Raw genomic sequence first — 26,187 nt, 5'->3', positions numbered from 1 at the left:
TCGTAACTTAATCGTACTGCTGATGATTTAAACTCAGCACTGTAAACTCGTTTTTTCATAATTCTAAGATATTTATTTTTATTTAAACAGTCTTAAAATTTATGTCCCAGTAAATGTAGCAACTCCAGTTCAACTCATGTTCTTCTTCTGAGCAAGCCTCATCTGTTTTGCATTTTATTATTGGTACAGATTCTCCATAACCTTTAGCAATCATTCTCTTTGCATTTATACCCGATTCTATTAAAAAAGCTCTGGTAGAAGACGCTCTTTTTTGCGACAAATCTTCATTAAACTTAGCATTTCCTCTTGAATCTGTATGCGAACCTATTTCGATAATCATATCAGGATATTTCTTCATTAGAGCTACAACGCGACCTAAAACCACTTTAGATTCTTTTCGAATGTACCACATGTTGTAATCAAAATAAATAGGATTTGTTTTGATAATCAACCTGTCCTTATCTCGTACAACATCTTTTTCGTTGGCAATAATTTGATTGATTTTTTCCTTCTTCTTGGCTTGATCGGCCACAATTTGATCTGCTTTTGCTTTTTTCTCTTTTTCTTTCAAGGCAATAGCAGCAAGAACTTCTTTTTCTTTTTTCTCTTCTTCTATACGTTTTTCTTCTTTCTTCTGAGTTTCCTCGAGTTTCTTCTTCGTTTCTTCAATTTGCTTTTCTTCTTCTTTGATAACCTCTAAAGATTTGAGCGCCATCGAAGCATCATTAACAGCATTTCGGGTCGTTCCTATAACCAAAGACCTAGAATTGTTGGTGTAGTTTTCTTTGGCAGCCAAAACCACATAAGAAGCTTCGCAAGGAACGGTAAAACTAAATTTTCCGTCTGCAGTTGTCCTAACCAAATTCAATTGCTTTTTAGTAGCGTCTTCCAAAATAACAGTTGCATTTTCCAGAGGTAATCTGGTATCAACATCGGTAATAATTCCGGCAATAAACTGTTTGCAATCCTCAACAACTAGCTCTTTTATTTCTTTTAATTGATAAATATCATCGCTTCCTTTTCCTCCTTCTCTATTGGAAGCAAAATAACCTTCTTTTGTATCCGAATCAATTGTAAAAGAAAAATCATCCAAATTTGAATTTAACGGAAGCCCTACATTGACAGGTTTTGAATATTCTTTTCCTGTAATATCGGCAACAAAAATATCCAAAGATCCATATCCTAAATGTCCGTCTGAGGAAAAATAAAGCTTATTATCTTTAGAAACAAAAGGAAATTGTTCTCTCTTTTCAGTATTAATAATGGGGCCTAAATTTTTAGGCGTATCAAAAGCACCTTTGTTAATATTTACAGAATAAATATCAAAAGAACCCAATGTTCCTGACATATCCGAAGCAAAGTACAAAACGGTTTCATCTGCATTTAAAGCAGGATGTTCTACAGAATAATTAGCGCTATTAAAAGGAAGTGACGTTACATTTGTCCATTTACCATTAACCAACTCTGTCTTGAAAATTTGAAGATTCGAGATTTTTTGATCGTTTTTTGCTTTATGTCTGTTCTTAGAATTATTTCGCGTAAAATACATCGTTTTTCCGTCTTTTGTAAAAACAGCATTCGATTCGTGCATTCCTGTCTTTAATTCTTTTGCAAAATAATAGGTAATAGAATCATTGGTATTGCTGTTTTTTATTGGAATACTGACCAGATTCAGATAGGTTTCATTAATCCATTTGAACTTTTTATCAAACAATCCGGGTTTCAATTTTACTGCTGCAAAAACCAAACTGTCTCTGTATTGTACCGCTCCAAACTCAGAATTTGGCGTATTGATTGCCAGATTTTTTATTTCGTACCGATTACCAATAGCCGAAACATTTTCTAAGGTTTTTCTATTTTCTTCAAAAACGGCAACGTCTTCAGTATGGTCTGATTTCGAATAATATTCTCTGAGCGCCACATTAGCATCATCGTAACTATTGCTTGCTTTTAAGGTCTGAGCATATCTGAAATAATAATTTCTGTCTAAATCCTGATTGTATTGCGTCATTAAAAGTCTGTAATAACGCTGTGCTTTTATCAAATTATTGGTATAATAATAAGAATCTGCCAGATTTTTTATGACTTCCTGAGACGGTTTTTCATCTGCCAGTTTTTGATATAAAGTAATGGCTTCTGCATAATATGTTTTGTCAAAAAAACGCTTGGCTCTTGCCAAATCGTAATCCTGAGCATTTATAAACTGTATTGAAAATACGAATATAATAACGAGTAGTTTTTTCATATTTTTCATTTTAAAAGAATCTTGGTGATTTATCATAGCCTTTTCCTAATAAATCTAAATTAAAGAGCAACATAATTTCGTGAGTTCCGGAATTAAACTGACCCAAATTAGAAAGCGTGCGATCGTAGGCATAACCAACTCTAAGCGATGGCGTAATATTAATGTTCATCAATACGCTCATAGCATCATCAATTCGGTATGCAGCTCCCAATTCAAATTTGTCGCGGTACAAAACATTTGCCGTTACATCTAAAGAGAAAGGCGATCCTCCAACAAATCTGGACATAAATGCAGGTTTTAATTTGAAATCCTCACTAATTTTAAAAACATATCCAGCCGTTAGAAAACCATGAATTTCTTCTGCTCCGTAAGCATTTATTCCTGATTTTTCTTCGATATGTTTTCCGTTTAATAAATTAGGAACAGAAAACCCCACATAATAAGTATCTGTAAAGTAATAGGCTCCTACCCCAATATTTGGTCGGGTCACGTTTATATTTTCGGCGAAAGCCAAATCTGTAGCTACATTTCCGCTTTGCAAAACGAAACCATTAAAGTTGGTTTGCAAAGAGGTAAAACCAGCCTTTATACCAAATGAAAATTTGTGCCTGCCCGCCAATTTTAATACATAAGCGAAATCTGCGTAAAAATTATTCTCTTTTTTGGCTCCATCCCCAATATCGTCTGAAATTAATGAAGCTCCCAATTCTATTTTATCACTCAAAGCGGTATGCCCGAAAAAAGTAAATGTTTTGGGAGCACCAACAGCTCCAACCCATTGTGTTCTGTACAAACCGCCAACGTTAAGCATGGCTGCTGTACCGGTCGCATAGGCAGGATTGACCACGCTCATATTGTACATATAATGGGTGTATTCAGGATCTTGCTGCGCCGACATTGAGGATATATAAAAGAGGAAACTTATAAAAAGTAGTGTTTTTTTCATTTGAAAATTATATTAAATAAGGCAAAAACGAATTATCGGTTTAAATAAACACGTCCTTGCTGCGGAGGCCTGTTGTCTTTATTAAAACTGACAACATAAAAGTAGACGCCGTTTGGCACTATCCCGTCACCAAAACCTGAGGCTTCATCATTTTTTCCGTCCCAGTCGGGTTTATTTTTATTTCCTTTAAACAGTATATTTCCATACCTGTTGAAGATTTCGATGGAATAATCTGGATATAAATAATTAATGTCTGGAATCGTAAAAGTATCGTTTACGTTATCACCGTTTGGTGAAAATCCGTCAGGAATAAAAAAGGCGTACTGCGAAGTATCACAATCAAACAATGAAACAGTAACCTCGAGCGTATTCTCTGAAATACAACTTGTGATGGTCGAGAAATCAATTCCGTAATACGTTGCTTTGTCCGTAAGTAAACTGGTCGAAGCTAATAAATTTCCGTTATTTCGAGCATCATACCAAACAACTGTTGAAGGCACATTGGTATTATTAGATAAATCTGAAATTTTTGGATTTGCCAAACCGCAAAAATTTTGTCCATCTGGATTTAATACTGGAGCTGGCGTGTCGTTTACAACAACCGTAATCATAGTCGCCAGCGAGGTACAATTGGCCAAAGATGTTTCTCTTAGATAATAATTCTCAGATTTTAAAACATAAGTATCGGCCAGAGCTGTAGTTGATGTATCAGAATTATACCATTTGTATTGAACACCACTCGGACTTAAATTGGCAATCGTAGCACCATCTACTTTACAAAAAACCTGATTCGTTGCTGTTGGCGCTACCGGAATAGGATTTATTAAAAACGTATCGGAAACATTGGTTAAATTAACATCGCAACTGGTGATATTATTGATCAAATTTGTACCTAAAATTACGGTAGCTCCAGTGTTTACAAGTAAATTGGAAGGAATTATAAAATCAGTTTTTCCGTTCACGACTGCTAATGTAACTGTTTCCAATGCTGAGGAATTACTCCCCGAAAGTACATACGAAAATGTAACATTTGTCAGCGTTCCTAATCCTGAAACGGTTGCAATAACAGGATCATTAAAACAAACGTCATTTACCAAGATACTAATGGTGGCAGCATTTGGTAAAGGATTAATCATCAGATTTCCTTTTATGTTGGCTATATTAGTACAGAGAGTTGTATTGTTGGTAATATTGGTTATGGTTATGATTGATCCTCCACTATTACTGTTTAGACTTCCGGGAATTACAAAACTAGAATTTCCACCAACTACATTTATAATAGCTGTTTGTCCCAGTGCAAAATTATCGCCCGTTACATTATAAACAATAGTATAACTGCCATCTGCCAATCGAGAAGCATTTGAAAGAAGCACTAACGAACTTTTATTTTGGCACGTAGTAGTTGGTATGATGACAGTGCCATCGAGATAAGGTAAAGTATAGACATTTAGATCATCTGCCAGATTATTAATGGTGTTAAAACATGCTCCCTTACTTGCCGTAGCAACAATATTGATAATATTTACGGTAAAAGTTCCGACTTGTCTAAAATACGTGGATGCAATTGGAAAACTAATTACGCCATTTACAAAATTTGCAGTTACCGTTTGTGTTCCACCGTTAGGTCCGGAGACATTAAAAGTAACTTTATATTCTCCATTAGGAATCGCCTCAACTCCCTGTGTGATTCTTCCCGAATAGGTTGCGGTAGAAATTTCATTCTCGCAAATATCTGATGAAACCACAAGTCTTGCACCAGTAAAATCAAGCCTTTTTTCTATGGTAATGGTTAAACTCGAAGTTTTATCAGGGCAAATATTATTAGATGGCACAGAAACCGCAGTATAGGCATACGAATAATCCCCGGGTCCATTTACATTATACAAGCTCTCAAGGTCGACATTGTGATCTGTTCCCGACGTTATTCCGGGGCCGCTCCATTGACCTGTACTATCTTGTCCGCTGATTAAATTATTCAGGTCATAATTGGTATAGGCAGACAAACCATTGCTTCCGCACAATAATAAATCATTTGTCGTTCCTGATTTTGGTGCTCTAAAAATACTCACAATTACTTTTATCGAAGTTGGGTTTGTGGGGCAAGCAGCTACTACAGGAACTGTGTAAGTAAACTCAAAATCACCACTTATTCCAGAAATCGGAATGACTGATGGAACCACCTGACCCGCACTATTGGTCCAAATTCCATTAGAATGAGGCACCATAACCGTACTATTAAATGCTGTAAAAAGACTAAAGACTTCGCTGTCATTACATACTGTTGCATACGGAGCCGGAACTCCCGGATATGCTCCTATAGTAATAGTAACGGTAGATGTATTATCTGTGCAGCCTGAAGTGCTTGGTGCAGTATAGGTATATTGAAAAGTGCCGCCTCTGCGAATGACATGTCCGTTTAGAACTCCTGTTGAAGGATCCAAACCCCTTGATACTGAATCATCTGTCCAAGTTCCTCCCGGAGTTGGTGTTCCTCCTAATAAAGAAAACAAAGAGATTGATTTATTAACAGGATCAGAAATATCACAAATTGTAATGCTTGTATCATTTCCCGCACATTGGGCTGTAATATTTTGAGGAAATACAAACAAAAAAGCAAAAAAAATGATATATGTAAGAAATTAATGTATTTTTTGATCATCTATTGTTAATTTTTTATAAAAATAACAAATTAATACTATCATTTACTGCAAAACTAAATTTTCTTGTTAAATTTTAATAAAAAGAAAATGACCGTAAAAAATAATATACTGATAATCATAAAAATAGCCGATTAAACAAAAATCATACCTATAATTGGTCTTCTAACCTGAAACGAAATTTTAAAACAACACTATTTCGTTCTACTTCAAGGTTAATCCAAATATCCTCTTCTGATTTTAATAAATTATTAATTTGCTGCAACGTAAACTTGTAAGGCTTTGCCGCATTGATACTAATAATTATATCTCCTTTTTTTAAACCACATTTTTCTGCTGCTGAATTAGGTCTGATATTCACTATTTCAAAAACAGGTTTTAGTACAAATTTGTATTTAAAATTATCAAAATCTTTATCATATCCCTGTTGAACTTCTTTCATCGACGAAACGACCTGTACCGTCTCTAAATGAACGGTTTCCTGAACCCATTGCAAGCCATTATGTTGCACTGTAATTCCGCTTTTATTGTAAGTAAAGGGTTCATTAAATTTATTGTTTTTCTTCAGGTATAACTTTTCATCTTCATAATCAAAAATTACCGTAAAGCGCTTTAAAATTTCTCCTCCTACAGAACCAATTCTATCCGTAACCATTTTTACATTTCGTATCGAAGTTGAATCCGGAAAAGAAACAATTGGATTTTTGAACTTGAAATCACCAATTGAAAATTCTGAAATCTTGGCGCGATGTCCCTCGATATCACCGCTAAATCCTTTTCCTAGAAAGTCAGGAAAATTCTTTTTTGGAAGTTTTATTTTATTATTGTCAAAAACCCAAAAAGCATCACTATTACCAATATCAATCAGTAATTTTGCGTGAACATCACGACCATCAACAATGGCAGAACTGTAAATATAAGGTTTAGATTTTTCGATGTTTATTGGTACCGATTTGAATTTTTTTTCCAGCTTCTTTTTCGTTCCTTCCTTATTAAGATAAACAACTACTTTCTTTTTTTGATAATTGATTTCGACCAAATTATTCTTAAAAAACTTATGCCCGATAATGCCATTGACCGGAATTCCGATATGAGAGGATAAATTAAAATTTTGATCTAAAATAATATAAACCAAATGATTTTTCGACTTTAAGCCATGCGTTTCCAGCACATTATTAGCTGATTTTAAACCTTCAATATCATCTTCACTGCCCAAACCACGAAGCTTAATTTTTTCGACATTATAAAAAGTGACTTCCTGCTTTTCTTCCATGCTAAATAAAACAGTCTCTTCGACACCCGAATCCAGCAAAAAATTGAGTTCGACACCATTGACTTTTATCGGAATAAAAACGAGATTATTAATAAGTTTAATAGGTATTACTACCTTATTATGGCTACCTTCTATTAAAAAATTATCTTGTGCATTTAAAGGAAAAACTAAGAAAAGACCAAAAAATAAGACGAATATATTTTTCATTAACAATTTTTGAGATAAAATTAATAAAAATATTAATAATTGTTACATTTTTCTAAGTAAACGTATTGTTCTCGTTAAATTCGAAAAAAAAATGCAAATTTGCATTTCAATAATCAAACTCATGCCAACAATTTCAAGCAAAGGCAGAAACATGCCCGAATCACCGATACGCAAATTGGCTCCTTACGCAGACATTGCAAAACAAAAAGGACATAAAGTGTATCATTTAAACATTGGTCAACCCGATATCAAAACTCCGGAAGTGGCCATGGAGGCGATAAAAAACATTGATTTAAGTCTTATAGAATACAGTCCGTCTGCCGGATATGAAAGTTATAGAAACAAATTAGCTACGTTTTACCAACGTCAAAACGTAAATGTTAACTCAGAAGACATCATCATTACTACTGGTGGCTCAGAAGCCTTATTGTTTGCCTTGGCCACTATTACAGATCCGGGAGACGAAATTATCATTCCCGAGCCTTTTTACGCCAATTATCATGCTTTTGCCTCTTCGACCAGCGCAACGGTAATTCCTGTGATTTCGACCATCGAGTCTGGTTTTGCTTTGCCAAGTATTGATATTGTCGAAAAATTAATCACACCCAAAACCAAAGCTATTTTAATTTGCAATCCAGGGAATCCAACGGGTTATTTATACTCAGAAGCAGAAATAAAGCAATTGGCCAGTTTGATCAAAAAGTACGATTTGTACCTGATCGCAGATGAAGTATATCGTGAATTTTTGTACGATGGAGACGATGTACATTTTTCTGTAATGAATCTCGACGATGTTCAACAAAATGTAATTATGGTCGATTCGGTTTCAAAACGTTACAGTATGTGTGGCGCCAGAATTGGTTGTTTGGTGACCAAAAACAAAGACGTTTTGGCAACCGTAATGAAATTTGCTCAAGCTCGTTTGAGTCCGCCAACTATTGAGCAAATAGCCTGCGAAGCTGCAATAGACACTCCGCAGAGTTATTTTGATGAAGTAATAGCTGAATACAAAAGCCGTCGCGACACGCTCATAACCGAATTAAATAAAATTGAAGGTGTCGTTGTAACCAAACCAAAAGGTGCTTTTTACTGCATAGCAGAACTACCCATAAAAAACGCCGATGATTTTGCACAATGGCTTTTAGAAAGTTACAATTTGAATGGCGAAACCGTCATGGTCGCTCCTGCTGCGGGGTTTTATTCTACCCCCGGAATGGGCCTCAACCAAGTGAGAATTGCGTATGTTTTGAATAAAAAAGATCTAATAAGCGCCGTAAATGTTTTAAAAGAAGCACTTTTAGTTTATAACAAAAAATAAAAAGTTAACAAAACAATCGAACTTACAAAAGGCAATAACCTATCCCGTTATTGCCTTTTATGTTATATAAAAATACCCCTTCCACTTGAATTTAAATTATATTCAAAAAGTAGCTATTAAATAGTAAAAACGATAGAAAAGGTTTGCTTTTTATTAATTATCTTTACCGCCTTAAAAAGATATACCCATATTAATAGTAGTTTTTAATGATAAATAACGAAGATTTTTTAGACGAAATAGGTGACAATCATTTTAGCAGCAACGCACAAAATCCTGTAAGACAAGATGCTTTTGATTTAAGCGATGATGAAAAAATAGAAAAAATAAAAAAAGATGTTGAAAACATTTTGCAAACCTTAGGAATGGATTTGACAGATGACAGCATAAAAGGCACTCCAAACCGAGTAGCAAAAATGTTTGTAAAGGAGATTTTTGGCGGATTAAACCCAACAAAAAAACCAAAAGCTTCTACTTTTGACAATAATTACAAGTATGGCGAAATGTTGGTAGAGAAAAACATTACGCTTTATTCTACCTGCGAGCACCACTTATTGCCGATCATCGGAAGGGCTCATGTGGCTTATATCTCGAGTGGAAGAGTGATTGGTTTGTCAAAAATGAACAGAATTGTTGAGTATTACGCCAAAAGACCTCAGGTTCAGGAGCGTTTGACCATGCAAATTGTACAAGAACTACAAAAAGCTTTAGGTACTGAAGATGTTGCTTGTGTTATTGATGCCAAACACCTTTGCGTAAATTCCAGAGGGATTAAAGATATTGAAAGCAGCACCGTAACGTCTGAATTTGGCGGTAAATTTAAAGATCCTCAAACCAGAAGAGAATTTCTAGATTACATTAAGCTGGAAACACAGTTTTAAATATCAGGTTAATCGTTTATTTGTTAAACCGTTTAATAAGCCAACAAATAAACGATTTAACAAATAAATAAAAAAGCATGTATACTTTTTCTTTTGAAAAGCTAGAGGTTTGGCAAAACTCGAGAATGTTTATATTGGATATTTATAAATTGACTAGTAAATTTCCAGCAAATGAATTGTTCGGAATTACTTCTCAAATAAAAAGAAGTTCATCCTCAATAGCTACAAACATAGCAGAGGGAACATCTCGGAACACTAATAAAGACAAAGCACACTTTTTAACAATTTCATACTCGTCAGCAATGGAAACATTAAATCATTTAATTATTTCGAAAGATCTCAATTATTTATCTGATTTGGAATACACAGAATGTAGAGAAAAAATTGAAAAAATTTGTAATCAAATAAATAGCTTAAAAAAATACTATCTTTCAAAAGAATAAAACTTAATTGATCCAAACGGTTAAACGATTAGACAAAATCACGATTAAACAACAGAAACATATGCCTTTATATACATCTCAATCTCTGAAAATATACAATTCGTTATCGGGCGAAAAAGAAAATTTCAATCCAATCCATGAAGGAAATGTTGGAATGTATGTTTGCGGACCTACGGTTTACAGCAATGTACACTTGGGAAATGTGCGAACATTTATGTCTTTTGATGTGATTTTTAGATATTTTTTACACCTTGGCTATAAAGTGCGTTATGTGCGAAACATAACAGACGTGGGTCATATCGTGGATGATGTTGATGAAGGCGAAGACAAAATCGCCAAAAAGGCACGTTTGGAGCAATTAGAACCGATGGAAGTGGTACAGCGTTATACGGTAGATTTTCATGAAATTTTGAAAGCTTTTAACTTTTTACCTCCAAGTATTGAGCCTACTGCAACGGGACATATTATTGAACAAATTGAAATCATCAAAAAAATCATTGCTACCGGAATTGGTTATGAAGCCAACGGTTCAGTTTATTTTGATGTTGTAAAATATAACGAAACCAAAAATTACGGAGTTTTAAGCGGTCGAAATATCGATGATATGCTAGCCAATACACGTGATCTTGATGGTCAGTCTGACAAAAGAAACCCTCAGGATTTTGCTCTTTGGAAAAAAGCAGAACCACAGCATATTATGAGGTGGCCTTCTCCGTGGAGCGATGGTTTCCCAGGTTGGCACCTTGAATGTACTGCAATGAGCACCAAATATTTAGGCAATCATTTTGACATTCACGGAGGTGGAATGGATTTAAAATTCCCTCACCATGAATGCGAAATCGCTCAAAACGAAGCCTGTACAGGTCAGTCTCCGGTAAATTATTGGATGCATGCCAATATGCTTACTTTAAACGGTAAGAAAATGGCAAAATCGACAGGGAATAATATTTTACCCGGCGAAATTTTAAGTGGTGACAATACTATTTTAAGTAAAGCTTTTTCGGCTTCTGTAACTCGTTTTTTTATGTTGCAGGCGCATTACCGCAGTATTTTAGATTTTTCTGATGATGCTATTGTAGCTGCCGAAAAAGGATACAAAAGATTGATGGAAGCTGTAGATGAACTAAAAGAAGCAATAAAAAAGTTTGAGCAACCAAAAGAGTTCAAAAACCACACACTAAAAACAGACATACTAATCTCAAATATATTTGGCACGGGTGAAAACAATTTGGATATCCATACTTGGAGAAATTCTTGCTATGAAGCTATGAATGATGATTTCAATACGCCAATCCTCATTGCACATTTATTTGAAGGTGTTCGTTTTGTTAATTTAATAAAAGACCAAAAAGCATCTTTAAATGATGAAGATTTAAAATTATTTGCCTCAACAATGCATGCTTTTGTTTTTGATGTTTTGGGTTTGAGTGATGAAAACGTTGCTGACGGCAATAACGACAAACTAGAAGGCGTAGTTAATATGCTTATCGGAATGAGAAATCAAGCCAGAGCGGATAAAAACTTCGCACTTTCTGACCAGATACGCGATCAATTGATTGCCTTAGGTATCCAGTTGAAAGACGGAAAAGAAGGAACTTCGTTTAGTGTCAATTAATTTTAGATATTTGATTAACGATTTTTGATTTCAGAATGAATAAATTTATATGTTTAAAATTACCATTATAAAAAATCTAAAATCATAAATCAACAATCACTAATCTTAAATCATGAAATTCCTCATATACCCATTTGTATTGTTGGTTCGGTTTTATCAAAGTGCCATTTCGCCTTTCACTCCAGCGTCATGCCGATTTGAACCTACCTGTTCCAGCTACATGATTCAGGCTTTACAGCTACACGGATTATTTTATGGTGGTTATTTGGGGATCAAACGTATTTTGAGCTGCCACCCATGGGGAAGAACAGGCTACGACCCAGTTCCCGAAAAGAAATGTTTACACAAACATTAACTTTTTATAAAGACTAACTCTGCTTTTAATATTTATTTTTACAATCAATAAAAAAATAATACTACATGACACACACCTTAAACATGGTCTGGAACCCTTCTGAAGGAATCGATTTGGGATTTTTTATGATTCGTTATTACAGTTTAATGTTCGTAATTGCTTTTGGATTAGGCTGGTACCTGATGAAAAAGATTTTTGAACGCGAAAACGAATCTCTTGAAAAACTAGATTCTTTATTTGTTTGGACAGTCCTTGCTACCTTAATTGGAGCTCGTTTAGGACATGTTTTCTTTTATGACTGGGAATATTATCGAAATCACCTTATTGAAATCATTTTACCAATTAGAGAACATGCCGGTTCATCACTGTTTGGCTTTATAAAAGGCTGGGAATTTACCGGTTTTCAGGGTTTAGCAAGTCATGGAGCAGCGATTTCTATTATTGTAGCCATGTATTATTACAGTAAAAAAATCTTAAAACGCCCTTTAATCTGGATTTTAGACAGAGTTGTAATTCCAGTTGCGAGTGGCGCAGTTTTCGTTCGTTTAGGAAACTTTATGAATTCTGAAATCATCGGAAACGAAACTACTTCTTCATTCGGAATTCGTTTTCTTCACGATCATTTTAGCAAAGCCGATGCAGTAAAAGCGACAGGAATTTCAGATCCAAAAGAGGCCTACACTGCCATTGCAACCGATCCTAAATTTGCAAATCTTTTGGCCGAAGTTCCAGCACGACATGCCACACAATTGTACGAAGGTTTCTGTTATATATTTGTATTTGCAATCTTGTACTTTCTGTACTGGAAAACAAATGCCAGACTTAAATCAGGCTATTTATTCGGGTTGTTTTTGGTGCTTTTATTTGTAGTTCGTTTTGTTGTAGAAAGCGTAAAAGAAAGTCAAGGCGGTTTTGAAAGCGAGTTGGGCTTATTCTCAACAGGACAATGGCTAAGTATTCCATTTATCCTCATAGGAGCTTTCTTTATCATTAGAGCACATAAAAATCCTCTCGCGAATTCGTAAAAAATTTTATCAAATATATAACGCCCAATATCTTTAACGTATTGGGCGTTTTTTTTTAACTAAGAAGCAGAACCAAACGTTTCACAATAGCATTTAGTCCCGCTGTACGCTATATCTTTTCCTGGCTGGCCGCAGCCAGCAAAAGGATATCACTCCCATCGGGGCTAGATTAGAAATCTATCATTCATAAGACCTTTTAGTTTAATAAGTATTCTATTTTTTATGGTAAATTTTTAAAATCACTTTTTGTAAAATCTGTTTTAAGTTTTTTTCGTCATACATCGACGATTTTTCACACCCCCCCTTATATAACTTATATGATTTAAAAAACTCACAAACCATAAGATACACCCAATTCAATATTCTTAGTGTTATAACCCGCATTTTTATCATTAAAACCAGCATTAGAAACATGTCTTACGCTCGGACGAAAATCAAATTGAAATCTATCTGCTTTTATTGAAAAACCAACGGCTAAAACATCCGCAAAAGCAAAACCTTCAGACATCCTCTCTGTTTCAGTATCAGTAATCATAGGACCAATACTTCCTAAAACATAAAAAGAAAAAGTTTTGCTAATAGGTTTTCGAATAAGAAATCCGAGGTTTAAAACATATTCATGAACGGTTTTTAGTTTGGTAAATCGCTCTCTTTTTTCGAGATAATCAGGTTCAAATGGCTGAACAAAATAAAAATTAAGCAACTGATGTTTACCAAAATTAACTTCCGGCTGAACTAAAATTTCATATTGAAAGTTTTTCTTTTCCTTCAAAGTATAATACAATTGCATCTTATAAAAATGATTCGTAAACGTGTAGTTTCTGTTATTAAACTCACTACCAAAACCAAAATTAAAACCTATTTTAAAAGCGTTATTCTTTTCTTGCGCTGAAAGCTTTAGAAGAGTAAAAAGAAACAGCAGCGCTAAAAGTAATTTTCTATTCATAAGTGGTATTTACAAAACTAAAGATAACAAAAAAAAGAGCCAACTTTCGTTGGCTCTTTTCTATCTTGATAAACTTGCTTATTATGCTTGTTTGTGTTTCTCTTCGATGTTATGCTTGTCGTCTTTAGAAATCGTGTCAACCAAAACGGGTGTTGCGATAAATAATGAAGAATAAGTACCTACCACAATACCGATCAACATAGCGAAGATAAATCCTCTTATTGATTCTCCTCCAAAAAGGAACATTGTCAATAAAACGATAATCATCATTAATGAAGTATTCAACGTTCTTGATAATGTAGTATTAATAGAAGCATTTACAATATCTTCAAAACTACCTTTACGATTACCAATGATAAACTCTCTAATTCTATCAAATACAATTACGGTATCATTCATAGAGTAACCAATAACGGTAAGGATTGCTGCGATAAAGTGCTGGTCCATTTCCATGTGGAAAGGCATAAATTTATAGCATAAAGAATAGATTCCTAATACAAAGATTACGTCATGCGCAACCGCCGCAATCGCACCTAATGAATATTGCCATTTACGGAAAGAAATCATTAAGTATAAGAAAATAACCGCCATTGCACCAAGTACTGCCCAATATGAGTTGGTTTTGATGTCTTCAGAGATAGAAGCTCCTACTTTAGAAGCTTGTAATACTCCAACTTGTTTACCATCATAAGAATTGATGAATTTCTCATAAGAAGTATTTGGATAATATTTTGCCAAAGCAGCATATAATTTCTCGTTTACTTCTTTATCTACCGCTACTCCATCTTCTTTGATTTTATATTTTGTAGTAATTTTTAATTGATCGTCATCTCCTAAAATTTTAGCTTCAACAGGAGTTCCGAAAGCAGCAGATAATTCGTCTGAAACTACAGTTGCATCAACTGGTTTTTCAAATTTTACCTGAAAAGTTCTTCCTCCAACAAAGTCAACACCCTGATCTAATCCGTTAACGAAAAAGATAGAAATCAAACTCACAATTACTACAATTGAAGAGAAGATATAAGTGAATTTTTTAACTTTAATAAAATCAAAGTGGAAATTAGTAAACCAATTTTTAGTAATTGAAGTTGAGAAAGTCAAATCTCCCTTTCCAGCGATATTTCTATCGATAAAAATTCTAGCAATAAAGATTGATGTAAACAATGAAGTTGCGATACCAATAAGCAATGTTAAAGCAAAACCTTTGATAGGACCTGTTCCAAAGATAAACAAGATCGCTCCTGTTAATACGTGGGTAACGTTGGCATCAATAATAGAACGCATTGCACCGTGCCATCCGTATGAAGCGGCAACAGCCTCAGATAAAGATTTACCATCTCGCAATTCTTCTTTTGCTCTTTCATAAATAATAATGTTCGCATCTACCGCAGTACCTAACGTAAGTACGATACCCGCAATACCTGGCAATGTCAATACAAAACCAAAACTTGCCATAATTCCGAACAAGAAAAGTAAGTTTAATAATAATGCAAGATTTGCGTACCAACCTGCTTTACCATAATAAAATACCATCCAGATACATACCAATAAGAATCCAACGATTGAAGAAGTCATACCTGCATCAATTGCAGCCTGACCCAAAGATGGCCCTACTACAGTAGATTGAATAATATCTGCAGAAGCTGGAAGTTTACCTGCGTTTAATACGTTGGCTAAATCTTTAGTTTCAGCTACATCAAAAGAACCTGTAATTTCAGATCTTCCACCTGCAATTGGACCACTTGTAACTCCTGGAGCAGAATATACGATATTATCTAAAACGATCGCAATATATCCTTTTTGAGAAAAAGCTCTTCCTGTTAATTCTTCCCAAGTTCTCGCACCTTGGCTGTTCATTTGCATAGAAACAGCAGGTTTTCCTAATTGGTCAAAAGTATCTTTTGCATCTGTTACAACACCACCGCTCATTGCCGGAGCATTGTCTCTATTTCCTTTTAAAGCATATAATTCTACTACCTCAACATCTTTTTCTTTTGCATCTTTAATGGTAGTTGGTTTACTCCATACAAATTTTGCATTGTGTTGATCAACAGCCAATAAAACTCTAATTTCCGGTCTCTTAAAATAAGCATTGATAGTTGCCGTATCTTTTGGTGCAAAATACCCTAAAATTGGACCACCACCATTCATTATAATTTTATCAAACAAAGGATTATTTCCTTTTTTAACATCTGCAGAATCCTTAGTATCTGTCAATAAAGCATTCAATGAATCTTTAACAACGGGCTGAGTTTCTGTTTTTTTGATTTCAGTTTTCTTTAAAGCTTCGTTAGCAGCTCCTAAGAAATTACCAATTTCTTCGATTTTGTAGGTTTCCCAAAACTCTAATTGCGCTTTACCACCTAATAATTTTTTAATTCTATCAACATCTTTAGCACCAGGAAGCTCAACTAAAATTCTTCCGGTTTCTCCTAATTTTTGAATGTTAGGCTGTGTAACACCAAATTTGTCGATACGCTCTCTTAATACTTTGTAAGCACTTTCGATAGACTCCTCAACTTTTCTTTTGATTACTTTTTGCGCTTCAGAATCGCTCATTTTAATATCGATTCCGCCTTCACCTTGTAAACTTCTGTTAGCAAAAATATCAGAATCTGCTAATCTTGTAGTTCCTTTAGAATTGGCTTCAAAAGCTTCAAAAAATTTATTTAAATAAGTTTTATTTCCCTCTAAATTTGCTGTTGCATCTGCCAAAGATTTATTAAAAACAGGATTTTTAGAATTGTTTGACAATCCTTTCAATACATCTTTAATAGAAATTTGAAGAATTACATTGATTCCTCCTTCTAAGTCAAGACCTTTATTGATTTGCTTGTTTTTTACTTCATTATAAGTAAAGTTTGTAAAACCTAAATTTAGCACTGATACTTTATCAATAGAATCTAAATATTTTAGCTCTTTATCAGGATTATCTCCTGCAAAGGCTTTGGCTTCACTTTTGACATTATTTGCCACAAAAGTGAACGAAAGTTGGTAAATACTTACCAATGCAAATAGAATTGCGAAAAATTTAATAAGTCCTTTATTCTGCATTATTACTAAAAATTAATTAAGTTTTATTGTTTGTTTTGTTTTAAAGCCTCATAAAATAAGCCCTGACATGAGTTTTTAAAACTAAAAATCCAGATCACGGATCACCACATATTTTTTAAACCGAGCAAATATATAATTCTCGAAAAGATTAACCAATTTATTTATTAATTAATCTCAAAAAAAAGACTGCAAAAGTGCAGCCTTTTCCTTTTTTTACGAAATTCGTTATACTTAAATGGATTTTAAAGCATCATTCATGCTTCTAACCGCATCTGCACTTTTAGCAAACAACGCTTTTTCATGGTCATTTAGCTTAATATCAAGAATTTCCTCCACTCCATTTTTACCAATTATACAAGGAACTCCTATACAGATATCATTTTGCCCATACTCTCCCTCTACAAAAACAGAACAAGCGATCATTTTCTTTTGGTCATTTAAAATACTATCAACCAAATATGCTACAGAAGCACCTGGCGCATACCAAGCTGATGTTCCTAAAAGACCTGTAAGTGTGGCTCCTCCTACCATCGTATCGGCAGCTACTTTTTGAAGTACATCTTCTGAAAGGAATTCTGTTACCGGAATACCATTGTAAGATGCTAAACGTGTAAGCGGAATCATAGTTGTATCTCCATGACCACCTATCACCATTGCAGAAATATCATTTGCCGGTTTATCTAAAGCCAAAGATAAATACGTTCTAAAACGTGAGCTGTCTAACGCTCCACCCATACCGATGATTCTGTTTTTTGGTAATCCTGTAGATTTAAGGGCCAAATAGGTCATCGTATCCATAGGATTAGAAACCACAACAATAATGGTATTTGGCGAATGCTTTAATACATTCTCGGCAACTGTTTTTACAATTCCTGCATTAATACCTATTAGTTCTTCGCGGGTCATTCCTGGTTTTCTTGGAATTCCTGATGTAATAACTACCACATCACTTCCGGCAGTTTTAGAATAATCATTGGTTACTCCAGATACTTTGGTATTAAAACCGGTATTGGTCGCACATTGCATAATATCCAATGCTTTCCCTTCGGCAAAACCTTCTTTAATATCCAACAACACTACTTCGCTTGCAATTCCTCTATAAGAAATAACATCTGCACACGTAGCTCCAACATTTCCTGCTCCTACAATGGTAACTTTCATATTTTATACTTTATCGGTTATTTTTTTTATGTTTATTTGGTTAATCGTCTATTTGATTAATCGATTCAACGGTTAAACAAACAAACGGTTACAACTTTTAAGCGTCAATATTTGCGTAAACTGCATTTTTCTCGATAAACTCTCTACGTGGTGGTACTTCGTCACCCATTAGCATAGAAAAAACTCTGTCGGCTTCTGCCAAACTATCGATAGTTACCTGACGTAAAGTTCTAAAATTCGGATCCATGGTTGTTTCCCACAATTGCTCGGCATTCATCTCTCCAAGACCTTTATAACGTTGAATAGCGGCACTTCCACCCATTCTTTCGTTGGCCTGATCACGCTGAACATCATTCCATGCATATTCTTTTTTGTTTCCTTTTTTAACTAAATATAAAGGTGGTGCTGCAATATAAACGTGACCTTCTTCGATCAATTCTTTCATAAAACGGAAGAAGAATGTTAATATCAAGGTAGAAATGTGACTACCATCGACATCGGCATCACACATGATGATTACTTTATGATAACGCAGTTTCGAAAGATTCAATGCTTTACTGTCTTCTTCAGTTCCAACAGTAACACCAAGTGCCGTAAAAATATTTCGAATTTCTTCGTTTTCGAATACTTTATGGTGCATTGCTTTTTCAACATTCAGAATCTTACCACGCAAAGGTAAAATAGCCTGAAATGCACGATCACGACCTTGTTTCGCTGTTCCTCCAGCCGAATCTCCCTCGACAAGGTAAACTTCGCATCTTGCAGGATCCTGTTCAGAACAATCTGATAGTTTTCCAGGCAATCCTCCGCCACCCATAACGGTTTTACGCTGTACCATTTCACGCGCTTTTTTAGCCGCATGACGGGCCTGAGCAGCCAAAATTACTTTTTGAATAATGATACGGGCATCATTTGGATTTTCTTCCAAATAATTCTCTAACATTTCTCCAACCGCCTGAGAAACCGGAGAAACTACTTCTCTGTTTCCTAATTTTGTTTTGGTTTGTCCTTCAAATTGTGGTTCAGCAACTTTTACCGAAATAATCGCTGTTAATCCTTCACGGAAGTCATCCCCAGCAATTTCAAATTTTAATTTATCCAACATTCCGGAGGCATCAGCATATTTTTTAAGGGTTCTTGTTAAACCACTTCTAAAACCTTGCAAATGCGTTCCACCTTCGTGTGTATTGATATTATTTACATAAGAAAAAATATTCTCTGTGTAACTTGTATTGTAAATCAAAGCTACCTCAACAGGAATTTCGCCTTTTTCATGATCCATGCTGATCACATGAGAAATAATTGGCTCACGGTTACCATCTAAGTAACGAATGTATTCTTTAAGACCTTCATCAGAGTGAAAAACTTCCACTTTGAATTCGCCTTTTTCATCCACTTCTCTTTTATCTGTAAATGTGATGGTGATTCCTTTATTTAAATAAGAAAGCTCACGCATACGAGCCGACAAAGTATCATACGAAAACTCTGTTGTTTGCGTAAAAATAGTATCATCCGGATAAAAAGTCTGACGTGTACCTCTTTTATCCGTTTCGCCAATTTGTTTTACCGGATACATTGCTTTACCTCTCTCGTACTCTTGTTCGTAGATTTTACCGTCTCTAAAAACAGTAGATTTCATGTGAACAGAAAGGGCATTTACAACCGAAACCCCTACACCGTGCAAACCTCCGGAAACTTTATAAGAGTCTTTATCAAATTTACCTCCTGCACCAATTTTGGTCATTACAACTTCTAATGCAGAAACGCCTTCTTTTTTATGTAAGTCAACTGGAATACCACGACCGTTATCTTCAACCGTTACAGAACCGTCTTCGTTAATTGCAACACCTATGGTATCACAATGCCCGCCCATCGCCTCATCAATCGAGTTATCAACAACCTCATAAACCAAATGATGTAGCCCTCGAACTCCCACATCTCCAATATACATTGATGGACGCATTCTTACGTGCTCCATTCCTTCTAATGCCTGAATACTATCTGCTGAATAATTGTTCTTCTTGATTTCTTCGCTCATATAATTTATTCTAAAAAAATGTAATTATTGTCTAACACGCAAATATATAAAAACGCAAATTATATATGTGCCAAAATACAATTTAAAGCAGGTAAGTTATTAACATATTATCAAAAAAAGTCAATAAAAAAAGCAAATTACAAGGACTATATCGAAATCCATTTTGAATTTCAATTTTTTATTATCAAAAGTCAAAATCATAACTTTAAATTACCCCAAAAAGCAAATCCGAAACTAACATTTGAAATGTAGTTTCGGATTCTAAGAAATTACCTCATTTGGAAGTTGGAATTTCTGTTCTTTATAAAAAAACTAAAATTTATTTTTTAGTAAAATCTCCCGCATACACAGAAGTCATTTTTTCAAGACTGATGTATTTTTTCAAAACAGCATTGACATCCTGAACTTTTAAGGCTTTTACTTTGCTTTCTAAAGCATCATAATCTTCTAGCGGCACACCATACTGAAGATGAGAATTAACGAGGCTCATCAACGTATTATCGTTTCCTAATCTGGTTTTTCTTTCGTTTTGCCAGCTTACCAAATTGGTTTTTAATTCTTCTTCTGTAAATCCATCTTTCAACGCTTTTGCAATTTCTTCTTTAGTAGCGGCTTCTACAGCCCCTTTTTTAGTAGGATTTAAAAAAGCATAATATTCCCAAAAAGCAACATCATTGCTAATAGGCACATCAATAAATGAACCTGCTCCGTAACTGATACCTTCTTTTTCTCTAAGTCTCATCGGAATTCTTGCAGTCAAAAAACCTCCGTTTCCTATTATTTCATTAGCCATTACAAATGCAGGATAATCGGGGCTTTTTCTGTCCATTTTAAAGCTTATTTTACCCGTTGCTACAGCATTTTCTTTATCTGGCGTAACATAATCTTTATCTATTTTTTGGGTTTCAAAAAATACTGGCTTGGCCAATTCATATTTTGATTTTGAGTTCCATTTACCAAAAGTATTTTCAAGAATCGCTACTGTGCTCTTACCATCAAGATCTCCAATTACACTACCCACTCCATTATTTCCTCCTAAAATATTTTTATAAAAATCTACAATCTCAGATTGCTTTATTTTTTTGAAAGCTTCGATCTGTTCTGCAATTGTCGCTGTGTAAAAAATACTTTCTTTAGGATATTTTGAAGTTTGTCTCGAAATTTCTGTAAATGCAACTGCTTGCGGGTCATTCAAACTAGACTCCAAAGACGTACTGTATTCGTTGATCGTTTTTGTCAATTCGTTTTCAGGAAAAGTAGCATTGACCAATAAATCGCTTACAATCTCCATCACTTCCTTAAAACTTTCTTTGTAAGTATTTATATTTAATGCAAAATTCTGACCTGAAAAATTAAAATTCACACTCGATTTTAATTGATCTAATCTATCTTGTATTTGTTCTTTGGTTCTCGTTTTAGTCCCTGTTTTCATCAGCTGAGCAAGAATACCTCCAATATCACTTTTGCCCGCAAGATCTTTTTCATTACTTACCGGAAAAATAAAACTCGCCTGAACTTTTCCTCCTTTAATTTCCTTTTTAATCAAACCATATTTTGCACCATTGCTCAATGTTCCTTCTGTTAAGTTTTTTTTCAAATTCGAAATAGAAGATTCAAAAGCAGCAACTTCTTTTTCTAAAGCTTTTCCTTTATAATCTTTGGTCAAAGCCACTAACTGTTCATCGGTGTATTCGACCGTTTTTACTCTTTGTTCGTCTTTAGAAGGTATAAATATTCCAACCGTTCTATTGTTGCTTCTAAAATATTTCTCTGCAACTCTTTGTATGTCTTCTTTGGTTAGTTTTTCAACTGCATCTCGGTACAAATAACCTAATCTGTAATCTCCCGCTCCAATAATTTCGGTTAAATTAATGGCATAATTGATTGTATTGTTTTTTATACTTTCAATTTGTTTGATAATCTTTGCCTTGGCTCTGCTTACATCCTCATCTGTATATTTTGTTGTACCCACTTTATCCAGTTCTGCACGTACCAAATCCTTTGTTGCCTTAACATCCTTATCATTAGGCACCGCTACACCAAAATACATAAAACTAGCATCTCTAACAGTTGGCTGCCAATTATAAATACTGGAAATCTTTTGAGTTTCTACCAAAGATTTATACAAATAACCTGAAGGATCAGAGGTTAAAATTTCGCCCAAAGCGTCAAGTGCAGCATAATCTTTATCTGCATAAGGAACAGTGTGGTACAAAGCACCAATATTTTTGCTGTCACCTGCTCTGTTAAGCTCTACAAATTTCTCACCATCTTGAGCAGGCTCAATCGTGTAGGTTTTTGATAAAACTCTCTTAGGTTTTTCTAAAGATCCAAAATATTGTCCGATGTATTGCAAGGCTTTTTGCTCGTCAAATTTACCTGCAATAATCAAAGTTGCATTGTCCGGCTGATAATATTTTTCGTAAAAAACCCTTAGTGTGCTTGCTTTTACTCGTTCGATATCTTCTTTACTTCCAATGGTACTATTACCGTAATTGTGCCATAAATATGCTGTAGAAAGAATACGCTCAGTCAAAACACCATCTGGGCTGTTCTCCCCTATCTCAAACTCATTTCTTACAACAGAAAATTCCTTATCAAGATCGGTTTGCAGAATAGTTGCATTGAGCATTCTGTCAGCCTCCATCTCAATGCTCCACTTTAAATTTTCATCACTGGAAGGAAAAATTTCATAATAATTGGTTCTGTCTAACCAAGTAGTTCCGTTTGCATTTCCTCCTTTATCAGAAAGCATCTTTTTTATATCGCCCAGATTTTTGGTGCTCTTGAAAAGCATGTGCTCTAGTAAATGCGCCATTCCTTTTTCGCCATAGCCTTCATGTCTTGACCCCACATTGTAAACGATATTTACAACCATATTACTCTGAGATGCGTCAGGGATAAGAAGCACTTTTAAACCATTGCTTAATATATATTCTTTGGTACCCTCTACATTGGTAATGTACTTTGGAGCTTCAGCTTTTTGCGAATAAACTGTACTTATTGCCCCTAAAGAGCAGTACAAAATTCCGCTAAGTAGTATTTTCTTCATAAATTATTTAATTTGATTGATTGTTTATTTGGTTTTTTGAACTAACCAAATATAGTATATTTCTTAATTCATCCGAAAACTTGCGATTGATATCTAGAATTTTAACTTTTAATTTAGATTTACATCAACAAAAAATCCGAAACAAACATTTAAAATGTTGTCTCGGATTTTATCATTAACTAAGGTTGTCGTGAAGTTAAAAATTTTCCTCTAAACCGCTACACTCGATTTTGCTATTTCTGTATCTGCTTTTACATGGGCAGCATTGGCTCGTCCGCTCGGATCAAGGTTTTCCTGCCATTTCGGAATCCATTTTCGTACGGTTTGAGCCGCACTAAGTTGTGGATAATATTTATGAAAAATAGATCTGTATAAATACGCCTCTTTCGTTGTTGGGGAATTATACGGAAACTCTGCTGCTGCTCCAGCCAATTGCTCATCTGAAACTTGTGTCGCACAATATTCGATCAATTCATCAATCCAATTATAGCCCACTCCATCAGAAAACTGTTCTTTTTGTCTCCATAAAATTTCAGCAGGTAAATAAGGATCTTCCGGCGTATCAAATGCTTTTCTTAAGATATATTTTTCTACACCATCGTATGTTTTTGGTTGTTTTTCTTCGGGTTTAATGCGAACTGTTGCGTCTAAAAACTGTTTGTCCAAAAACGGAACTCTCGTTTCTAAACCAAAAGCCATTGTCGATTTATCTGCTCGAAGCAAATCGGCAGTAAACAATTTCTGAATTCTTTCGATGGTTTCTTTCTGAAAATCTTCTGCAGAGGGCGCATTTCTAAAATACAAATGTCCTCCAAAAATTTCATCAGCTCCTTCGCCGGAAAGAATTACTTTTATTCCTTTTTCGACAATTACTTTCGCTAATAAATACATCGGAACACTTGCTCTAACAGAAATCACGTCATACGTTTCGATATGCAAAATAATTTTTTCTAAAATAGCAACACCTTCCGCAACCGTAAAATGTACTTCATGATGCTCTGTTCCTAAAAATTCTGCTGCTTTTCTGGCTGCTTTTGCGTCGGGCGCATCAGCATCTAATGCAATAGAAAAAGACTGCAATTTTTGGCCATTTTCTGCCAATAATCTTGCTGCTATTGCAGAAGTCAAAGACGAATCTAAACCACCAGAAAGCAACACGCCAACTGGCACATTGCCTATCAATCTTTTACGGGTAGCCTCGATTAAACTTGATCTTATCAGAGCTAAATCAAGTTCTTGAGTAGCATTTTCATAATCTTCATATTCGGGATCATAATATTTTACAAAACCTGATTTTCCTGTATAATAATGTCCCGGAGGAAAAGTAGAAAACGATTTGCATTGATCTGCAATCGGTTTCATTTCTGATGAAAAATAAATTCTTCCTCTCTCATCAAGACCATAATACAATGGTTTTACTCCCATAGGATCTCTTCCTGCCATATACTCATCTCCATCCATGATGACAAAAGCCCAATCTCCATCTAGTTTATTACAAAAATCATATCCAAATTCTTCGTACAAATGCACGATGACTTCTGAATCTGATTTTGTTCTAAAAGTATGTTCCTTTAAAACGCCGTCTTTCAATTCCTGATAATTATAAATCTCCCCATCATGCACCATCCAAGCTTTACTGGTTCCCTGAATAGGCTGTTTACCCGATTGCAAATCGATAATAGACAAACTCTCATGACAAAGAATACTGCCATTTTCCATAATATGAAAATCACTTTCATCAGGACCTCGATGCGCCATTCTTTCAGAAAGCTCTTTTACAAGTTGCGGGTCTTTTCCTTTACCAATAACGGCCAATAATCCAGACATACTATTCTTTTTTTGTTATTTATTTATTCTAACTATTATCAAAAATTGCTTAAATCTTATAATATACAGCTAAATAAACTACTAAATCTTGTGTTTTCTTACTTGGGGCGTATGAATCTTAACAATTTAACTTTTTTCTTTAAACAAAGCCAAATATAAAAAAGAAAGTTAAAATATTACAAAAAAATATAACTAAAGTCTTGCAATAATCAAAAATTAACATTTTATAAAGCAAGAAAAACGCCCTCAAATAGAGAACGTCCTTCATACATATAACTAATTCTAAACTAAACCACTCTGCACTGAAAGTGCAGAGGTTTGTTTTACGAGGGACTGAAAGTCCCTCTTTCTATTTCATTCAAGAATGAAATTTGAATTATCATCTCCCTCTTTTCTTCTGTGATGTTCTAGATAATCATTTACCATTTCATCGGTAATATTTCCTATGCTCCAAACTCCATAGCCACTTGCCCAAAAATGCTGACCCCAATAGCGGGCTTGAAGTTCTGGAAATTCCATTTGCAACTTTCGTGATGTTCTTCCTTTTAAACTTTTCAAAATTGTGCTGACATTCTGCTTTGGCGCATATTCGATATGCATATGCACATGATCTGAACTCACAACTCCTTTTAAAATCTCAATACCTTCTGCTTCACATATTTGTATTAAAAGTTCACGACAACGCTTTTGAACATCGCCTTTCAAAACTTTAAATCTATACTTGGTAACCCAAACAACATGACAGGTTAATCTGCTTACTGTATGCGAACCTTTTCTTATATCTGTACTCATAATCTAAAGATAAAGATTTTTTCGCATTACTAAAGTACTGCAATAAATTGCAGGGTTTTAAACCCGAATCTGAGACCAATAAACAAACAACATCAAAATGTTGAACGCTCTGAAAAAAGCATTAAAAAGATAGAAAAAAAGATAGAAAAAGCAAAAACCGAAAATCAAAAATTAGTAGAAAAAATAACTAACAGCAAAGGTTCTGCAGAAGATATTAAAAAATTAAAAATTAAATCAACAAAGCAGGAACTTAATATTCATGAATTGGAACTTAAGCTTTTGGAAGAACAAAAAGAACTAGATGACTTTAAAAAATCATACTAATTAACGAAAAATCCTAATCTCAACCGATTAG

Annotated in this window: 17 protein-coding genes; 6 read left to right on the top strand and 11 right to left on the bottom strand. The window is 34.5% G+C overall.

Features of this window, described 5'->3' with window-relative positions:
* Positions 1-82: 82 nt before the first annotated feature.
* From J3495_RS15685 to J3495_RS15670, 4 genes are all read right to left on the bottom strand, one after another.
* Complete coding sequence (locus tag J3495_RS15685; protein WP_210667486.1) at positions 83-2,245, bottom strand: OmpA family protein; 2,163 nt, start codon at positions 2,243-2,245, stop codon at positions 83-85.
* Between the two features lie 10 nt (positions 2,246-2,255).
* A complete protein-coding gene (locus J3495_RS15680) occupies positions 2,256-3,191 on the bottom strand; it encodes a PorP/SprF family type IX secretion system membrane protein (protein ID WP_210667485.1) in 936 nt (311 codons plus the stop codon).
* Between the two features lie 32 nt (positions 3,192-3,223).
* Positions 3,224-5,701, bottom strand: a complete 2,478-nt coding sequence (locus J3495_RS15675) for a gliding motility-associated C-terminal domain-containing protein (RefSeq protein ID WP_236025484.1) — start codon at positions 5,699-5,701, stop codon at positions 3,224-3,226.
* A gap of 298 nt (positions 5,702-5,999) precedes the next feature.
* On the bottom strand, positions 6,000-7,328 hold the full coding sequence (locus J3495_RS15670; RefSeq protein ID WP_210667484.1) for a PDZ domain-containing protein: 1,329 nt from the start codon (positions 7,326-7,328) through the stop codon (positions 6,000-6,002).
* Positions 7,329-7,449: 121 nt separating this feature from the next.
* Here J3495_RS15670 and J3495_RS15665 point away from each other — a divergent pair, with 121 nt between their 5' ends.
* From J3495_RS15665 to lgt, 6 genes are all read left to right on the top strand, one after another.
* Positions 7,450-8,646, top strand: coding sequence for a pyridoxal phosphate-dependent aminotransferase (locus tag J3495_RS15665; protein ID WP_210667483.1), 1,197 nt, complete (start codon positions 7,450-7,452; stop codon positions 8,644-8,646).
* Positions 8,647-8,852: 206 nt separating this feature from the next.
* Positions 8,853-9,524, top strand: coding sequence for a GTP cyclohydrolase I FolE (folE, locus tag J3495_RS15660; RefSeq protein ID WP_210667482.1), 672 nt, complete (start codon positions 8,853-8,855; stop codon positions 9,522-9,524).
* Positions 9,525-9,601: 77 nt separating this feature from the next.
* On the top strand, positions 9,602-9,967 hold the full coding sequence (locus J3495_RS15655; protein ID WP_210667481.1) for a four helix bundle protein: 366 nt from the start codon (positions 9,602-9,604) through the stop codon (positions 9,965-9,967).
* 61 nt (positions 9,968-10,028) lie between these two features.
* Positions 10,029-11,582, top strand: coding sequence for a cysteine--tRNA ligase (cysS, locus tag J3495_RS15650; protein WP_210667480.1), 1,554 nt, complete (start codon positions 10,029-10,031; stop codon positions 11,580-11,582).
* A gap of 112 nt (positions 11,583-11,694) precedes the next feature.
* Positions 11,695-11,937: a membrane protein insertion efficiency factor YidD gene (gene yidD / locus J3495_RS15645; protein ID WP_210667479.1), complete on the top strand. Its 243-nt coding sequence runs from the start codon at positions 11,695-11,697 to the stop codon at positions 11,935-11,937.
* Positions 11,938-12,002: 65 nt separating this feature from the next.
* Positions 12,003-12,962 carry a prolipoprotein diacylglyceryl transferase gene (gene lgt, locus J3495_RS15640; RefSeq protein WP_210667478.1) on the top strand — a complete coding sequence of 320 codons (960 nt, stop codon included), beginning with the start codon at positions 12,003-12,005 and terminating at the stop codon, positions 12,960-12,962.
* Between the two features lie 331 nt (positions 12,963-13,293).
* On the opposite strand, the gene J3495_RS15635 is transcribed toward lgt, so the two are convergent.
* From J3495_RS15635 to tnpA, 7 genes are all read right to left on the bottom strand, one after another.
* On the bottom strand, positions 13,294-13,908 hold the full coding sequence (locus J3495_RS15635) for an acyloxyacyl hydrolase (protein ID WP_210667477.1): 615 nt from the start codon (positions 13,906-13,908) through the stop codon (positions 13,294-13,296).
* Between the two features lie 81 nt (positions 13,909-13,989).
* Positions 13,990-16,962 carry a protein translocase subunit SecDF gene (gene secDF, locus J3495_RS15630; RefSeq protein WP_210667476.1) on the bottom strand — a complete coding sequence of 991 codons (2,973 nt, stop codon included), beginning with the start codon at positions 16,960-16,962 and terminating at the stop codon, positions 13,990-13,992.
* 231 nt (positions 16,963-17,193) lie between these two features.
* Positions 17,194-18,123, bottom strand: a complete 930-nt coding sequence (mdh, locus tag J3495_RS15625; protein WP_210667475.1) for a malate dehydrogenase — start codon at positions 18,121-18,123, stop codon at positions 17,194-17,196.
* A 97-nt stretch (positions 18,124-18,220) separates the two neighbouring features.
* The gene (gene gyrB / locus J3495_RS15620) at positions 18,221-20,161 is read right to left on the bottom strand and encodes a DNA topoisomerase (ATP-hydrolyzing) subunit B (protein WP_210667474.1); all 1,941 of its coding nucleotides are present in this window, start codon (positions 20,159-20,161) and stop codon (positions 18,221-18,223) included.
* 319 nt (positions 20,162-20,480) lie between these two features.
* The gene (locus J3495_RS15615; protein WP_210667473.1) at positions 20,481-23,213 is read right to left on the bottom strand and encodes a M16 family metallopeptidase; all 2,733 of its coding nucleotides are present in this window, start codon (positions 23,211-23,213) and stop codon (positions 20,481-20,483) included.
* 210 nt (positions 23,214-23,423) lie between these two features.
* Positions 23,424-25,040, bottom strand: coding sequence for an asparagine synthase B (gene asnB / locus J3495_RS15610; RefSeq protein WP_210667472.1), 1,617 nt, complete (start codon positions 25,038-25,040; stop codon positions 23,424-23,426).
* A 354-nt stretch (positions 25,041-25,394) separates the two neighbouring features.
* Entirely contained in the window at positions 25,395-25,832 is a 438-nt protein-coding gene (gene tnpA / locus J3495_RS15605) for an IS200/IS605 family transposase (protein WP_210667471.1), read from the bottom strand.
* Between the last annotated feature and the right edge of the window lie 355 nt (positions 25,833-26,187).

It is taken from the genome of Flavobacterium geliluteum, assembly GCF_017948595.1.
Taxonomy (GTDB): Bacteria; Bacteroidota; Bacteroidia; order Flavobacteriales; family Flavobacteriaceae; genus Flavobacterium; species Flavobacterium flavipigmentatum.
This window is presented reverse-complemented; position numbering and strand designations above follow the sequence as displayed.

Excerpts from the sequence above, each read along its gene's own strand:
- J3495_RS15685 (WP_210667486.1), bottom strand. The coding sequence starts at position 2,245 with ATGAAAAAACTACTCGTTATTATATTCGTATTTTCAATACAGTTTATA.
- J3495_RS15680 (WP_210667485.1), bottom strand. The coding sequence starts at position 3,191 with ATGAAAAAAACACTACTTTTTATAAGTTTCCTCTTTTATATATCCTCA.
- J3495_RS15670 (WP_210667484.1), bottom strand. The coding sequence starts at position 7,328 with ATGAAAAATATATTCGTCTTATTTTTTGGTCTTTTCTTAGTTTTTCCT.
- J3495_RS15665 (WP_210667483.1), top strand. The coding sequence starts at position 7,450 with ATGCCAACAATTTCAAGCAAAGGCAGAAACATGCCCGAATCACCGATA.
- folE (WP_210667482.1), top strand. The coding sequence starts at position 8,853 with ATGATAAATAACGAAGATTTTTTAGACGAAATAGGTGACAATCATTTT.
- J3495_RS15655 (WP_210667481.1), top strand. The coding sequence starts at position 9,602 with ATGTATACTTTTTCTTTTGAAAAGCTAGAGGTTTGGCAAAACTCGAGA.
- cysS (WP_210667480.1), top strand. The coding sequence starts at position 10,029 with ATGCCTTTATATACATCTCAATCTCTGAAAATATACAATTCGTTATCG.
- yidD (WP_210667479.1), top strand. The coding sequence starts at position 11,695 with ATGAAATTCCTCATATACCCATTTGTATTGTTGGTTCGGTTTTATCAA.
- lgt (WP_210667478.1), top strand. The coding sequence starts at position 12,003 with ATGACACACACCTTAAACATGGTCTGGAACCCTTCTGAAGGAATCGAT.
- J3495_RS15635 (WP_210667477.1), bottom strand. The coding sequence starts at position 13,908 with ATGAATAGAAAATTACTTTTAGCGCTGCTGTTTCTTTTTACTCTTCTA.
- secDF (WP_210667476.1), bottom strand. The coding sequence starts at position 16,962 with ATGCAGAATAAAGGACTTATTAAATTTTTCGCAATTCTATTTGCATTG.
- mdh (WP_210667475.1), bottom strand. The coding sequence starts at position 18,123 with ATGAAAGTTACCATTGTAGGAGCAGGAAATGTTGGAGCTACGTGTGCA.
- gyrB (WP_210667474.1), bottom strand. The coding sequence starts at position 20,161 with ATGAGCGAAGAAATCAAGAAGAACAATTATTCAGCAGATAGTATTCAG.
- J3495_RS15615 (WP_210667473.1), bottom strand. The coding sequence starts at position 23,213 with ATGAAGAAAATACTACTTAGCGGAATTTTGTACTGCTCTTTAGGGGCA.
- asnB (WP_210667472.1), bottom strand. The coding sequence starts at position 25,040 with ATGTCTGGATTATTGGCCGTTATTGGTAAAGGAAAAGACCCGCAACTT.
- tnpA (WP_210667471.1), bottom strand. The coding sequence starts at position 25,832 with ATGAGTACAGATATAAGAAAAGGTTCGCATACAGTAAGCAGATTAACC.